This window comes from Paenibacillus thermoaerophilus (assembly GCF_005938195.1).
GTDB lineage: Bacteria > Bacillota > Bacilli > Paenibacillales > Reconciliibacillaceae > Paenibacillus_W > Paenibacillus_W thermoaerophilus.
Genome location: NZ_VCQZ01000004.1, coordinates 192,228 through 205,852 on the forward strand (window position 1 = coordinate 192,228; position 13,625 = coordinate 205,852).

A 13,625-nucleotide genomic window follows, 5' to 3' on the forward strand; every position below is an offset into this window, starting at 1 on the left:
CATCGCCATCTCGGCTCGGATAAGCGGGCCGGAGAGCCAAAGAGCCGAACTCGATGTTTCATTGTATGAAACTCGATTTCATTATTTGCTCTAGTTCAAGTATACCTGTTTCCTGCGGTGGCGTAAAGTGTTTTATGCCCGCATATACATAGAAAGGAATGGCGGCGGGCGTCCGCCTCGCCGGAACCGAACAGCCTCTCCGGACGCCTCCCGCGAATTGGGCGGGCCGCCCGCGAAGGGAGTGTAGGGATGCATGCCCCGCAATTGGAAATCCGCCTTATACGAGTATGTCCATCTTCGCAATCGGCTACTGTCGGAAGCGGACATAACCCCGCTCCAACATCTTGTGAAGGATCGGGATTATTTGGAAAAGCAATCCCGGCGGTTGGCCGAGATCGGCCGCAGGCGCGCCGAAGGAGCCGTCCGGCCCGGCAAGCGGGAGACGGGGATGAAAGTCGCGGTGCTGTCCGAGAGCAGCCGCGAGGTCAGAGTGAAGCTGGATTTGCGCATCCGTTCGAACTATCGGAGCGGAGAGTCGGAACACTGCGAGGAACGCTGGGAGCGCCAATCGGTTACGCTGAAGCGGGGAACGGACGGCGTCTGGCACGTCGTCCGGGTGGAGGAGCACGCGGACGAACGCCGGACCGAAGCCGACGGCCTGTTCTGGACGGCTCCGTTCGAACCGGAGATTCCTGCCGCCGCCGGCAAGCGCGCGGGAGTGCCTTCGAGACCTCTGCTTCATCCCCGCGCGGCCGGAGCGATGTCTCTCTCCCTGAAGCCCCGTCCATACGATCGCGAAGCCGCCCGGCAATACGCGGACGAATATTGGAACAAGCGCAATCCCGCCTACGAATCGTTCGAAGTGAACTGCACGAACTACATCTCCCAATGCCTCTTTGCAGGGGGCGTGCCGATGAACTATACTGGGAAAAGGGAATCGGGCTGGTGGTACGCAGGCAAATCCGGCGGCAAGGAAGCGTGGAGCTATAGCTGGGCCGTCGCCCACAGTCTGCAACTGTATCTGTTGAACAGCCCAACCGGCCTGAGAGGCACGGCGGTTTCCTCTTCCGCCGAATTGGATATCGGCGACGTGATTTTTTACGATTGGGACGGCAACGGACGCTTCCAGCACAGCGTGATCGTCACGGATCGCGACGGCAGCGGCCAGCCGCTTGTGAACGCGAACACGGCCGACAGCCGTCGGAGATATTGGGATTATCGCGATTCGCCCGCATGGACGGAACGTACCCGGTATCGGTTCGTGCGGATCGAGAGCGAGTTTTGACGGAGGGATTGGGAAACCTATGACGAAGAAAATCCGAATCGGTCTGATCTACGGAGGCAAGTCGGGTGAGCACGACGTGTCGCTGTTGACGGCCCACGCGGTCATTCAAGCTTTTGATTTCAGCAAATACGAAGTTATTCCGTTCTACATTACGAAGCAAGGCGAATGGCGTCGGGGGCCGGAGCTGCTCGGACCGGTCGGGTCGAAGCGGGAGCTGGCGTTCGGCGAGACGCTGCCCGCGGCGGCGGATCAATCGGTTCAGGTGTCGAGCGCGTCCGTCCCGGCCGTTGCGAAAGACGTGGGTGCGACGGCCTTGGCGCCGATATTTGCCGCCGGCCAGTCCGGTCTTGGGGAGTTGGACGTCGTGTTCCCGCTCCTGCACGGCACGTACGGCGAGGACGGCACGATTCAGGGCATGTTCGAGATGGCGGGGATTCCTTACGTGGGAGCGGGCGTGCTGGCGTCCGCCGTCGGCATGGATAAGACGTTTATGAAGGCGATGTTCGCGCAGGAAGGGCTTCCGCAATGCGTCTATCGTCATTTCACCCGGACGCAGTGGGAGAGCAACCGGGATTATTATTTGACGGAGATCGAAGTGGCTCTCGGCTATCCCTGCTTCGTCAAACCGGCGAACCTCGGCTCCAGCGTCGGCGTGTCCAAGGCGAGCAACCGGGAGGAGCTGCTTGCCGGCATTCAGGAGGCGTTCCGATTCGACCGGAAGGTGATCGTCGAGGAATTTGTCGACGCCCGCGAGATCGAAGTCAGCGTCCTGGGCAACGAGCATCCCGTCGCTTCGGTGCCGGGCGAGATTGTCAGCTCGGGCGAGTTCTACGATTACCGCGCCAAGTATATCGACGGCAAATCGGCCATGATCATCCCCGCGGACCTTCCGGACGGCATGAGCGACCAGATCCGCCAGATGGCGATCCGCGCTTTCCAGGCGATTGACGGAAGCGGCTTGTCCCGCGTGGACTTTTTCGTGCGTCGTTCGGACAACGCCATCCTGATCAACGAGATCAATACGATGCCGGGCTTTACGCCGTACAGCATGTACCCGCTCCTGTGGAAAGAGTCGGGCAAGCCGTACCGCGAGCTGCTCGACGATCTGATCCGGCTGGCGATCGAACGCCACGAGGCGAAGCAGCAGTTGACGTTCGCGATCGATATCGAGTAACCTCCGGGACGGCTACGTTGAAGCTCCGTCGCGCATCGTGCTATCATGATACCCATATGAATTTCGGGAGGGGCGGCTATGGGATTTCAGACGGAATTCAATTCGGTATGCAAATTCAAGTCCGAGCAAGAGCTGCACGACTTGCTCGAATACGGCCGGACGGCCATGATCAAGCAGGGGTTCCGCGTTTATCCGACGGGGCAGCTCGTGATCGCGTATACCCCGACCAACGTCGCCATCGCCATCGTCAAGATCACGGCTTCGATCGCGGAGATCAATTTCCAGGGCGAAGAAGTGACCAAGGTGGAGATGGAACTCGTGCGCAAGCTCACCGAAGAAGAATCGCGGGTGCAGACGGCGTTGGCGGACGAGATGTTTTTCGGGCGCAAGCAAGGCTGAAGCTGCGGGCGGAAGGGCTGTTCAGCCTATGGAGGCCCGCGTATATTTCCGCATCGGGATTTGGACAAAAGCCCCCGTTCCGGACAGGGACGGCGGGCTTTTTCCATTGGAATCAATTCCTCGTCTTGCTCCACACCCGGGACGGGGAGACGCCCAGTTCGGCGGCGATCAGCTCGGCGGTGAGCCGCTGGGGGGTTCGGATTTTGCCGCTTCGCAGCTTGGATATCGTCTGCGGAGAAAGGCCGGTCGCCTCGGACAGTTGGCTGGCGGACATGTTCCGTTGGGCCATCAGCGTCTTCAGGCGAATCCCCGGATCGTCGGCTTCTTCATACGGCTGAAGGTCCCGGATCACGAAGGCGTATCGAAGCAAACGGCCGTACCCGTCGAAAAAGGCGCGGACCCGCACCTTGACGGCCACGTCGAACAGATCGGCGAAACGCGCGGTGCGAAGCTGCTGCTCCTGTTCGCAGCCAAGCTCTATGGCCTCGTCCAAGAGCCGGAGCAGCTTCCCGCGGTCGTCAGGAGCAATAAAGTCGAATAGCGGGGCATCTATGTATCGGCGTGCGCCGGCGATGGCCGGCTGATGGTATGTATCGAATCGCTGAATCCGGAATTCCGGATCGCAGATGCCGGAGGACCGCGCTTGTCCGGCGGACAATTCCCGCTCGATCCATTTGCAGGCGCTGATGTCTTCGCACAGGATCAGATAGAGGCGGCCGCTTCCGTCCGAACGCAAGAGGCTGCCATCCACTCTCGTATCGATTTCCGTCCCGGTTGCGGTAATCTGCGTCAGCTCGGCATACATTTGCCGTTGGGCTTGCATGCGGCGGATTAGGTTGATCAGCAGGCGCCGTGACTCTCCGTTCAGCAGATCGGCGGGGTTCTTCCCGAGACATTCCTCCTCGCTGTAGCCGATCATCCGGCAGTACGGCTCGTTCACGGCGGCAAATGCCGCCCGATGACCGTCCCAATGCACGATGGCGGCCGCTTTCGGCAAGTCATGAATCCAATTCGGAATAACGCTCACGGCAGATCCCTCATTCTTGCTCCGGTTTAATTAATGAACCCGAACTGCATAGGGCCGACCGAGGGGGCGATTTCTCGCGCAAATTCCCCCGGAATCCCCGACATTTGGGCAAGACGCGGGTTCGGCATTTGCGCAGAACGTACGTATAATAACATAATATCAGACCTATTCGCTAACAACACCCAGATCCATCATCCAGACATGTGAAAAGAGGTCGAATCCGCTCATGAAGGTTTGCCAGGTTGAAGGTTGCAATAAGCCCGTTAAAGCCAAGCAGCTATGTTCCGCCCATCACCAGAGAATGCTTCGCAACGGCCATCCGACCGCCAGCAGGCCTCGAGTCAAAAAAGAACCGAAGCCGTGCCAATGGCCGAAATGCGAACGCCATGCAGTCGCCAAAGGCTTATGCTCCAAACATTACTATCTTCACCGCATCCAGTTGAAAGTCGCCGAACGGGAGCCGGCGGTTGCGGGCTCCGAACGAACCGCCGAACAACCGGTTTGACGCATACATAACAAGGCCGCTTCTTCTTGCCGGACGGTCAAGGAGACGCGGATTTTTTCATTTTTGTGAAAATGCTCCGGACCTCGCGCGGGAATAGGCTTCGCGGCAACTTTTCTTATTTCCAACAACAGCTCCATCCCCTATACTAGAGGAAGACGGCAATAATAGGAGGAGTACCTGTTGGAACGAAAAAGGATTTCCCGGTGGCTCCTCGCGGCGGCGATTCTGATTCCGCTGGCGGGCTACTGCGCCTTGACGGTTTTTCCGGCCTATGACCATGTCGTGAAGGGCCCGGCGGAACATTTCTACATCGTCAGCCTGATCTCCGTACTGGCGGTTGTGATCTCAACCGTCGTCGGCATAGCCGGTTCCCGGCTTCGCAACATCAAAATCATTTGCTTGTCGCTGGCTTATTCCTCGCTGGCGCTGATTTTTGCCGTACACGGCTTGTCCACGCCGGGTTTTCTGCTGCATGCCTCCCATCTTCCCGGCTTGTCCTCTCAACTTAGCGTGTTAATCGCCGCCTTCTGGATATGGGTGTCGTCGCTTCCGGGAGACGATGCGATCATACGGCGCATCTCCCGTCATCCGAACATTTGGCTTGTGTTGTGGCCGCTGGGGGTGTTTCTCCTCGCGGTATCGGCTTTGATCGACCCCGGGTGGTCGGAAGCTCTCGATCTCAACAAGCGGCCGGCCGTCTGGATCGCGGCGGGTCTCACGATTGCGCTGAATCTGGTGGCCATGTACCGGTACTGGCAGTCGTACCGCTATTCGCGTTTTCCCCTGCAGGCGGCGATCGTGTTGGGAAGCGGCTGGATGATCGGCGCTCAATGGATGATGGCGACGGGAACCCAGTGGCACGCCAGTTGGTGGCTGTACCACTTTCTGCAGCTCGGCTCGATGCTCGCGGTGCTGGGGGGCTTGTTCAAGCAGTACGTGGAAGGCGTTCCGATCGCGCAGACGGTCAAGGCGCTGTTCACCGCGACGCCCCGGGAGCGGATCGAGGCGAGCCTGTCGCCGAGCATCAAGCAGATGATCGCCGAGACGGAAGCCCGCGACCCGTATACGGCGGGGCATAATTTCCGGGTGGCGACATACGCGCTCCAGCTCGGGGAGGAGATGGGGCTGCCGCCCGAGCATCTGAGTGCGCTGGCGCAGGGCTGCATCGTTCACGACCTCGGCAAAATCCGGCTGCCTGACGCGATCCTGAACAAGCCGGGCAAGCTGACGCCGGAGGAGCGGCGGATTATCGAGACGCATCCCGTGATCGGCTACGACATGTGCAAGCGGGTCGGTTTTATGCCGGAGGAACTGCAAATTATCCGCTCGCATCACGAACGTTGGGACGGCAACGGTTACCCGGACCGTCTGAAGGGCGAAGACATCCCGCTTCTGGCGCGTATCGCGGCGGTGGCGGACGTATACGACGCGCTGACTTCGACGCGCGCCTACCGGAAGGCGTGGAGCCCGGAGGAGGCGCTGGCATTTCTGCGGGAACAAAAGGGGAAACAATTCGATCCTTCCTGCGTGGACGCTTGGGTGAACGTGTGCAAGCGGGAAGCGGATCGGCGGTCTCCGGCAGGCGAACCGGAATCGTTCTCCTCGCCCCGATTGTCCGAGACTTGACGGTTCGGAGGAGAACATATGCTGACTGACCTCATCGCCAATTTCGCGTTGCTGGCCGGATTCGTATTTATAGCGGGCCGCTTGTTCCGGCGCGGGCTGGAACGGAAGCGCTCCGCGGGATACCGCCTATGGGCCGGGGTCTATCACGGCTTATGCGGGATCGCCCTGCTGCTGTCAAGCTTCCGGATAAGCGAGACGACGATCGTCGATTTTCGGTATTTGGCGATTATGGCGGCGGCGTATTACGGCGGCTTGCCGGCGTCTTTGCTGGCGGGGGCGATCGTCGCCGCCGCCCGGCTGCTGCTGTTCGAAGACTGGTCGCATGCCGCCTTTAACGGGGCGATCATGGCGGTGGCGGTCGGGATTGGGACCGGCGTGTTCGCTCTCGGTTCCCGCAGCGCCCGGAGGTACTGGTTCAGCTCGGTCGCTTTCACCTTGGTGGTTATCCTGATCGGGTTCGTCGGCGTGGTCGACAGCTTGCCTTCCGTGTACGGCTATATCGGCTGGGTCGTTGCGGGAAGCGTGTTCATTGCGGTCCAGGTCGGTTTCCTGGATCGGTCGAGCGGGCTGTTGGCCAGGCTTATCCAAACGGAGAAGGAATACCGCAAACTGTCGGCTCTCCACGAAGCGGTGATGGATGCCGCTACGGAGGTCGCCATCTATACCGTCGATCTCGAAGGGCGGATCGGCACGTTTAACCGAGGAGCAGAGAAGCTGCTCGGATACCGCGCGGACGAGGCGGCCGGCCATTCGGCTACGATGTTTCATGTGGAGGAGGAGTTAAACGCCCGCAGCTCGGAGCTTCGAGCCGAGCGGCACCGGGCGTTCAGTCCCTTCGAGGCGCTGGCGGCGCAATCTGCCGACGGACGCACGGAGGCGAGGGAATGGACGCTTGTCCGGAAGTCCGGCCGGAGAATCCGGGCGCTGGTGATGATCAGCCCCGTGCGGGACGATCCGTTCGCCAGCCGGATTGCCGGATACGTATTGATGGCGATCGATATCACGATGCGCAAAGAAGCGGAGGAACGGCTCCGGCAGGCGAACGTGCTGTTGACCGAACTGTCCTCGATGGACGGTTTGACGGGAATCGGCAACCGCCGCCTGTTCGAAGAGGGGCTGTATCGGGAATGGAATCGGGCTGCCGGACAAGGCTCTCCGATCTCACTGCTGCTGATCGGCCTCGACGGCTTCAGATCCTACAACGACAGGTACGGGCATCTCGCCGGCGACGACGCGCTGCGGCGCGTCGCCTTGTGTCTCAAGCAGCATGCGTGGCGCCCGTCGGACTGCGCGGCGAGATTCGGCGGGGACCGGTTCGCCGTCGTGCTGACGGCGTGCGGCGCGGACGAGGCGGCGAGGCTTGCCGAGACGATCCGGGAGAGGATCGAGGCGGCGGGGATCGCGCACGAAGGCGCTGCCGGCAAGGTGCTGACGGCCAGCATCGGCGTGGCGACGATGCGGCCGAAGCCGGGCGACGAAGGACGCCATAGGCTGATCGACCTGGCCGAGCGCCGTCTGCTGCAAGCCAAGCAGTCCGGCGGCAATCGCGTGTCGGGATCGTCGGGACGGGCGTCCGTTGCGGCGTATCCCGATTTGTGATACGTTCTAGTCATTCGCCGACAGAATCGGCTGCCGTCCGCAAGCGGCAGACTCGAAGCCGCCCGAGCAGGCATGTTCGCCGGCTTCGTAAATCAGACGGAAGCGATGTGCAAGCTTATGGAAGAAGCACCGAAAATTCTCGTCGTAGACGATTCCAAGTTGAATATTCGAATCCTGAAGGAACTGCTGGAGGATCAATACCGTCTCGCCGTCGCCTATAGCGGCGAGGAAGCGCTGGATATGGCGGTCGTCTTCCAACCCGATCTCATCCTGCTGGACATTGTCATGCCGGGGATGGACGGTTACGAGCTATGCGGAAAGCTGAAGCAGCATCCCGTTACCGCCGATACGCCGGTCATTTTTATTACCGCCCTGAACAGGCCGGAGGATGAGGCCAAAGGTCTGGAGTTCGGCGCGATCGATTACATCTCCAAGCCGTTTAACCCGGCCGTCGTGAAGGCGAGGGTCAAAAATCATATCGAGCTCAAGCGTCACCGCGATTTTCTCAAGCGCATCTCCTCGATTGACGGCTTGACGGGTTTGGCCAATCGCCGCAGGTTCGACGAATATTTCGAGAAGGAGCTGCTGCGGGCTGTGCGCAACAAACAGCCGATTTCGCTGATGATGCTCGACGTGGACCATTTTAAGGCGTACAACGACCATTACGGCCATCTCGCGGGCGACGAATGCCTGAAAGCCATAGCCGGCGCTCTCACCCGGTGTCTGCATCGCCCCGGCGATCTGATTGCCCGTTACGGCGGCGAGGAGTTCGTCTGCCTCTTGCCCGAGACGGGGGCTCTGGGAGCGGGCCATCTCGCGGAAACGATGCGCGAGGCTGTCTGGAAGCTGAATATGCTGCACGAGTATGCCACGAATGACAGACGGGTCACGATCAGCATCGGCGTCCTGACGCTTGTGCCGTCTTCGGCTGTCCGTTTGGAAGAGTTGATCTGGAACGCCGACGAGATGCTGTACGAAGCCAAACGCGCCGGACGAAACTGCTGGAGGCAGCGCGTGCTGGTCATGGAGTCCTAGCCGTTTTGACGGAATGTGTGATACAATATGTATCATAACAGATTCGTGTGGCATCCGTTCCTCAGCGGAATGGGATTGCCGGGAGGTTCGGACATGGGCCATCGGCGTTGGAAAATAGGGCTGGCCGCCATTGGCGCCGCAGCCGTCGTGCTGGCGGCGGCCGCCGGATGGGCGTACCGGGAATTGGACCCGGCGCGCCATTTCGACCGGGACGATATAGCGATTCTCTCCACCGGCGACTGGGATTCAAGCGCCGCTCCGCCCGATCCGTTGCAAGATGGAGGGGAACCCGCTTCGGACCCGTCCGATCAAGTCCTGCCGTCAGAGGACGCCGGCTCGATCCAATCGGAATCCTCTTCCCAGGCGTTCCAGGTATTGCTGCTGGGAGTCGATTCCCGGGAAGGCCGCGGCGGACGGACGGACGTCATGATCGTCGCGCAGGTCGTCCCCTCCAAGCGCAAGGTGAACCTGCTATCCATTCCTCGCGATACGCGCGTATGGATTCCCGAGGTCGGCTATACGAAAATTAATCACGCCTACGTGGTCGGGCAAAGCAAGTCCGGCCAGGAAAACGGCGGAATACGGGAGTCGGTCGATGCCGTGAGCCGGCTGCTTCGGCTGCCGATCCATTATTACGCCTTGACTGATTTCTCCGGCTTCGAGACGCTGATCGACGAGATCGGAGGCGTTACGGTCGAGATGGAGGAGGACGTGTATCTGCACCATGCCGGCGGCCTCGTTCTGCCGAAAGGACAATCGCATATCGACGGCAAGCTGGCTCTCAGCCTGGTGCGCGAGCGCTATTCGTTCGCGGCCGGAGATTTCGCCCGCCAGACGCAGCAAACGCGGGTGCTGAAGACGGTGGCGAAGGAACTGCTGCGGCCGTCGCATGTTCCGGAACTGGCGAAATTGCTGATCCAATCCCGCAAATGGGTAGAGACGAACTTTACGGACAAGGATCTGCTCAGTCTCGCGCTGATGTTCAAGGGACTGGAGGACAGCGACATCCGCACCGCTCAGATTCCCGGGCGAAGCGCGTACACGAACGATCCGCTCGTAGGCCAATCCTTGTACTACTGGGTGGCGGACGAACAGAAGCTGAAAGCGTTGACGGCCGGTCTGTTCGGCCGCTGACCGCCCGCCGTTGTCTGCAATTTTCTCCTGTGAACCGTATCGGTTCCGTGCTATAATGACAAGGTTGAACAATTGTTCAACAGTCATTATCGCACCTTCCAAAAGGGGACGCCTGTAGACATGGACAAACTGTATCACATATGGGGATACGTCTATCGAAGAGGACTCGTTGTCGTTATGACGGTCCTGCTGGTCCTGTTCACCGAATTGATGGGCCGCGGAAGCTGGAAGGACACGCTGGCCTGGGGAAGCGGCAGCTTTGCGGAATTTTTCCTCAATGTGCTGCTGGTCGGCTCCCTGTTTTTCGTCCTGATCGCCCTGATCGGCCGAACCCGCTGGGCCTTCTGGATTTTGTTCGCGGCGCTTTTCCTGCTCGGATTGATCAGCGGCATCAAGCTGAAGATGCTGGGCGTGCCGCTGCTGCCGTGGGACTTTGTCCTGACGGGCGAGACGCAGGATATGGTGCAGTATTTGACCAACATTTTTACGCTGCCTACCGTATCCGGGTTTATCGTGTTTGTCGGCCTTCATTTGTTCGTGCTGTACAAGCTGGACTGGGTCGAGAAAAAGTGGAATTGGCAAGAACGCGGCATCCTGGCGGTCGTCGGTTTGGCCGTCTTGGGCGTGCTGACGTTCGAAAAGCCGGTATCGCTTCACCGGGCGCTGTCCGTATCCAATATGCCTTGGGATCAGGCGGAAAACGTCAGAGTCAACGGTCTGGCGCTGACGATGCTGAACAACACGCACCTGATGAAGCGGGAAGCTCCGGACGGATACAACCGCGAGACGATCGAAGCGTTCCTGCCGGCCGAAGACCGCAAGCCCGAACTGCCCGGCGTCAAACCGAACGTAATCGTCATTCTGGGCGAATCGTTCTGGGACCCGACGCAGATACCGGGCGTTACGTTTAACGAAGATCCGGTTCCGACCTTCCACAAGCTGATGAAGGAATACAGCAGCGGCTGGCTGCTGTCGCCGCAATTCGGCGGCACGACGGCCAACGTCGAATTCGAGGTGCTGTCGGGCTTGTCCATGAGGTTCCTGCCCCAAGGCTCCATCCCGTATAACCAATACATGACGAGGGGCATCGACTCTCTGGCCGGCATCTTCTCCCGCCACGGGTATAACGCCGTAGCGATTAGTCCGTTCCACAGTTGGTTTTTCAACAGCAAGCAGGTTTACAAAAATCTCGGCTTCAACCAGTTTTTGAGCATCGAGTTTTTCCGTCCCGAATATTCGGGTCCGTACATTGCGGACAAGGAAGTCGGGCGGATGATCGTCGACGAGGCGAAATCGACCGACGGTCCCGATTTTATTTTCGCCAATACGATGGAAAATCATTTTCACTTTTACCCCGGCAAATTTCCGGAAAATCCATTCACGGCGACCGCTCCGGGCGCTTCGGCCGGCGCTGTGGGCCAGCTTGAGACGTTGGCGCGAGGCATGCGCGGGACCGACGAGATGCTGAAAATGATCGTGGATTACTTTGAGCAGTCCAGCGAACCGACCGTCGTCGTCTTTTTCGGAGACCATCTTCCTTATCTGGGCGACGACTATCAGGTGTATAAGGAAACGGGCTGGATCAGCGGTCCGGACGATCCGGATTTTCTGGAGAAAATTTACCGCACGCCGGTGTTCGTCTGGGACAACTACTTGAACAAGCCGCGCGAGGATCTCGGCATGAGCCCGTCCTTCCTCGGACCGTATGTGTTGAACCGGATCGGCATGCCGGGCACGGCTGTAACCGATTACCTGTACGCACTGTACCGCGAAATGCCGGTGATTCCGCCGCAAAATTATTATGAGAAATACGGCGTGTCCGCGGAGAAGCTGAAGCCGTACGAGCAGCTTCAATACGACGTATTGTTCGGCGAGCAATATGCGTACGAAGGCTACAAGGACAAAATCGTGAAGGACGATTACGTGCTCGGCTACGGTCCGCTGGAGATTGCCGGCGTGCAGGCGGACGGGGAGAACGGCATCGTTGTTACCGGCCGCAATCTGCCGCCTCTCGGCGTCGTCTATTGGAACGGCGCCAAGCTGGAGACGAAGTGGCAAAGCCTGGAGTGCGTTCGCGCGGTCCTTCCGGATGGCCAAAAGCCGTCGGACGGCGGCGAAGTCCAGGTGAAGGTTTACGATTCCAAGGAGACGGTTGTCGGCCAATCGAATACGTTCACGTTTAAATAACGCAGGCCAATCGCAAGCCGGCGGATCACGGGCGGCCCTCCGCATGAAGGGATGCGGAGGGCCTTTGTTTAAGGCGGAGGGAACTCCCCCGCGAAGTCCGGAAACGGACCGCTGACCGGCGAAAAACCGGCTTTGTGACAAAAACGTGAAAGAGAAAAATTTTTGATTCAGGGGCTTTACAAGCATAGGGGGCCTGTATATAATAAATAAGGCAAGCGCGATGAACGGCGCAACAAGCAATGAGCTGATGTAGCTCAGAGGCAGAGCAACGCACTCGTAATGCGTAGGTCGGAGGTTCGACTCCTCTCATCAGCATCTTAGACAAGAACCTTTTAATGGCGAGGCTTCCCGGTTATGCGGGAAGCCTCGCCTGCTTTTCCGATTCGAAACCCGAATCCGGACCGAAACGTAAACAAGGATAAGCCAGTTCCGACAGGAGGTGCACATATGGGATTCGTCATTGCCATCGCGCTGATTGCCATCGGGTATGTGGTGATGAGAGGAGCGACGGCGGATAAAATGCCGTCCTCGGGCAGAAACGCGTCCGCGCATCGCCGCCGCCGGCCGTCCTCTTCGGCCAACTCCATCGCCAACCCGGTGTATCCGCATTACCCTGTGTACAGCGACAGCCATAACCACAAGCACCATGCGGACGGATGCGGCAACTATTCGGACAACGGATCGTGGGGCTCGACGTCTCCCGATTCAAGCTGCGGCGGTTCGTCCGACGGCGGCTCCGGAGGCGGGGGCGGCGACTGAAGCATTTATTCCCTGCGGGCGGTTTGACGGTAAATTGATATAGACGCCGGGGCGCCGTTTGTTTTGCGTGGTCCAGGTTCCTCCTGCCATTTATCGCACCGCCCTTAAGCATGGACGACTTTACTGCTCGCGTGCCCGTGCAGCCCGGGCCGATGGTGACCTCGCAAGCATGGTTTGAATCTTGGAGACAATCGTATCGACGTCGCCGCCGTTGTTGAGTGAACGGCAGAGGCGTTCGCGCGTTATCATGTCGAACATAACGGCTGGCCCGGCATCGGCTACACCTACGTGATCGGCCGCGATGGAACGGATGGTGTAGGTGGCTTCCGCCGGCATAATCGCTTGAAGGATATCCTTGTGTGCCGGCGTGAACTGGACGCGCTCTACAGACGAAGCGTCAGCGGCGAACTGCAGCCTCCCGTGCTGACCGACTACACGTGGGCGGAGAAGGCATATAAGGGTGAGCTGACCGTCAGCGAACTGGCTTGGCTGAGTGCCGTCATCTCCGCCCGCCGGTCCGGCATTCCTCTGACATGAACCTCTTAGCCCCCCGCGGCCCGGTTTGTTGCAAATACCGGGTCGCGGATATCGGTTCCACCGCGTCCCCCAACGCACAACTCCCCCTTTTTACCTCCGGAAGCGAATCGATTGACTTATCTGCATGAATCCAATCTCACCGTCACAACAAATTCGGAGCATCACACTACCAACGGCAAAACGAATCCGATCCGTCGATGTGCAGCGCGAAGCCGCATGATCAATCAGCCGTTCTATCCCGAAAATAATAGTCGCTAAAAAGCACAAAAAGGCCAACCCACCGTTACATCGCTTCAAATTGGAAAATGATAGGGGATTATGCGGTTTGCTCCCGTTCTTTTACCATAACGTCATATCC

Annotated in this window: 11 protein-coding genes and 1 tRNA gene; 11 read left to right on the top strand and 1 reads right to left on the bottom strand. The window is 59.2% G+C overall.

Features of this window, described 5'->3' with window-relative positions:
• Window positions 1–364: 364 nt before the first annotated feature.
• The 3 genes from FE781_RS04940 (at window position 365) to FE781_RS04950 (ending at window position 2,858) form a co-directional block, all read left to right on the top strand.
• Window positions 365–1,285 carry an amidase domain-containing protein gene (locus tag FE781_RS04940; protein WP_246068045.1) on the top strand — a complete coding sequence of 307 codons (921 nt, stop codon included), beginning with the start codon at window positions 365–367 and terminating at the stop codon, window positions 1,283–1,285.
• A gap of 19 nt (window positions 1,286–1,304) precedes the next feature.
• Complete coding sequence (locus FE781_RS04945; RefSeq protein WP_138788483.1) at window positions 1,305–2,459, top strand: D-alanine--D-alanine ligase; 1,155 nt, start codon at window positions 1,305–1,307, stop codon at window positions 2,457–2,459.
• A gap of 78 nt (window positions 2,460–2,537) precedes the next feature.
• The gene (locus tag FE781_RS04950) at window positions 2,538–2,858 is read left to right on the top strand and encodes a hypothetical protein (protein WP_138788484.1); all 321 of its coding nucleotides are present in this window, start codon (window positions 2,538–2,540) and stop codon (window positions 2,856–2,858) included.
• A 112-nt stretch (window positions 2,859–2,970) separates the two neighbouring features.
• On the opposite strand, the gene FE781_RS04955 is transcribed toward FE781_RS04950, so the two are convergent.
• Window positions 2,971–3,885, bottom strand: a complete 915-nt coding sequence (locus tag FE781_RS04955) for a PAS domain S-box protein (protein WP_138788485.1) — start codon at window positions 3,883–3,885, stop codon at window positions 2,971–2,973.
• 685 nt (window positions 3,886–4,570) lie between these two features.
• Between FE781_RS04955 and FE781_RS04965 the strand changes: the two genes are divergently transcribed.
• The 8 genes from FE781_RS04965 (at window position 4,571) to FE781_RS05000 (ending at window position 13,267) form a co-directional block, all read left to right on the top strand.
• Window positions 4,571–6,016 (top strand): HD-GYP domain-containing protein, encoded by a 1,446-nt coding sequence (locus tag FE781_RS04965; RefSeq protein ID WP_138788486.1) that lies wholly within the window; start codon window positions 4,571–4,573, stop codon window positions 6,014–6,016.
• Between the two features lie 18 nt (window positions 6,017–6,034).
• The gene (locus FE781_RS04970; protein ID WP_138788487.1) at window positions 6,035–7,615 is read left to right on the top strand and encodes a diguanylate cyclase domain-containing protein; all 1,581 of its coding nucleotides are present in this window, start codon (window positions 6,035–6,037) and stop codon (window positions 7,613–7,615) included.
• Window positions 7,616–7,732: 117 nt separating this feature from the next.
• Entirely contained in the window at window positions 7,733–8,650 is a 918-nt protein-coding gene (locus FE781_RS04975) for a diguanylate cyclase domain-containing protein (RefSeq protein ID WP_211346303.1), read from the top strand.
• Window positions 8,651–8,743: 93 nt separating this feature from the next.
• Window positions 8,744–9,784 (top strand): LCP family protein, encoded by a 1,041-nt coding sequence (locus FE781_RS04980; protein ID WP_170209415.1) that lies wholly within the window; start codon window positions 8,744–8,746, stop codon window positions 9,782–9,784.
• Between the two features lie 120 nt (window positions 9,785–9,904).
• Window positions 9,905–11,971, top strand: coding sequence for an LTA synthase family protein (locus FE781_RS04985; RefSeq protein ID WP_138788489.1), 2,067 nt, complete (start codon window positions 9,905–9,907; stop codon window positions 11,969–11,971).
• A gap of 243 nt (window positions 11,972–12,214) precedes the next feature.
• Window positions 12,215–12,286: transfer RNA gene (locus FE781_RS04990), tRNA-Thr, on the top strand.
• Between the two features lie 132 nt (window positions 12,287–12,418).
• Window positions 12,419–12,730, top strand: a complete 312-nt coding sequence (locus FE781_RS04995) for a hypothetical protein (RefSeq protein WP_138788490.1) — start codon at window positions 12,419–12,421, stop codon at window positions 12,728–12,730.
• Window positions 12,731–13,087: 357 nt separating this feature from the next.
• Window positions 13,088–13,267, top strand: a complete 180-nt coding sequence (locus tag FE781_RS05000; protein WP_170209416.1) for a hypothetical protein — start codon at window positions 13,088–13,090, stop codon at window positions 13,265–13,267.
• Window positions 13,268–13,625 lie beyond the last annotated feature (358 nt).

Coding starts and splice junctions, on each gene's coding strand:
- FE781_RS04985 (WP_138788489.1), top strand. CDS start 9,905: ATGGACAAACTGTATCACATATGGGGATACGTCTATCGAAGAGGACTC.
- FE781_RS04950 (WP_138788484.1), top strand. CDS start 2,538: ATGGGATTTCAGACGGAATTCAATTCGGTATGCAAATTCAAGTCCGAG.
- FE781_RS04945 (WP_138788483.1), top strand. CDS start 1,305: ATGACGAAGAAAATCCGAATCGGTCTGATCTACGGAGGCAAGTCGGGT.
- FE781_RS04975 (WP_211346303.1), top strand. CDS start 7,733: ATGGAAGAAGCACCGAAAATTCTCGTCGTAGACGATTCCAAGTTGAAT.
- FE781_RS04995 (WP_138788490.1), top strand. CDS start 12,419: ATGGGATTCGTCATTGCCATCGCGCTGATTGCCATCGGGTATGTGGTG.
- FE781_RS04980 (WP_170209415.1), top strand. CDS start 8,744: ATGGGCCATCGGCGTTGGAAAATAGGGCTGGCCGCCATTGGCGCCGCA.
- FE781_RS04970 (WP_138788487.1), top strand. CDS start 6,035: ATGCTGACTGACCTCATCGCCAATTTCGCGTTGCTGGCCGGATTCGTA.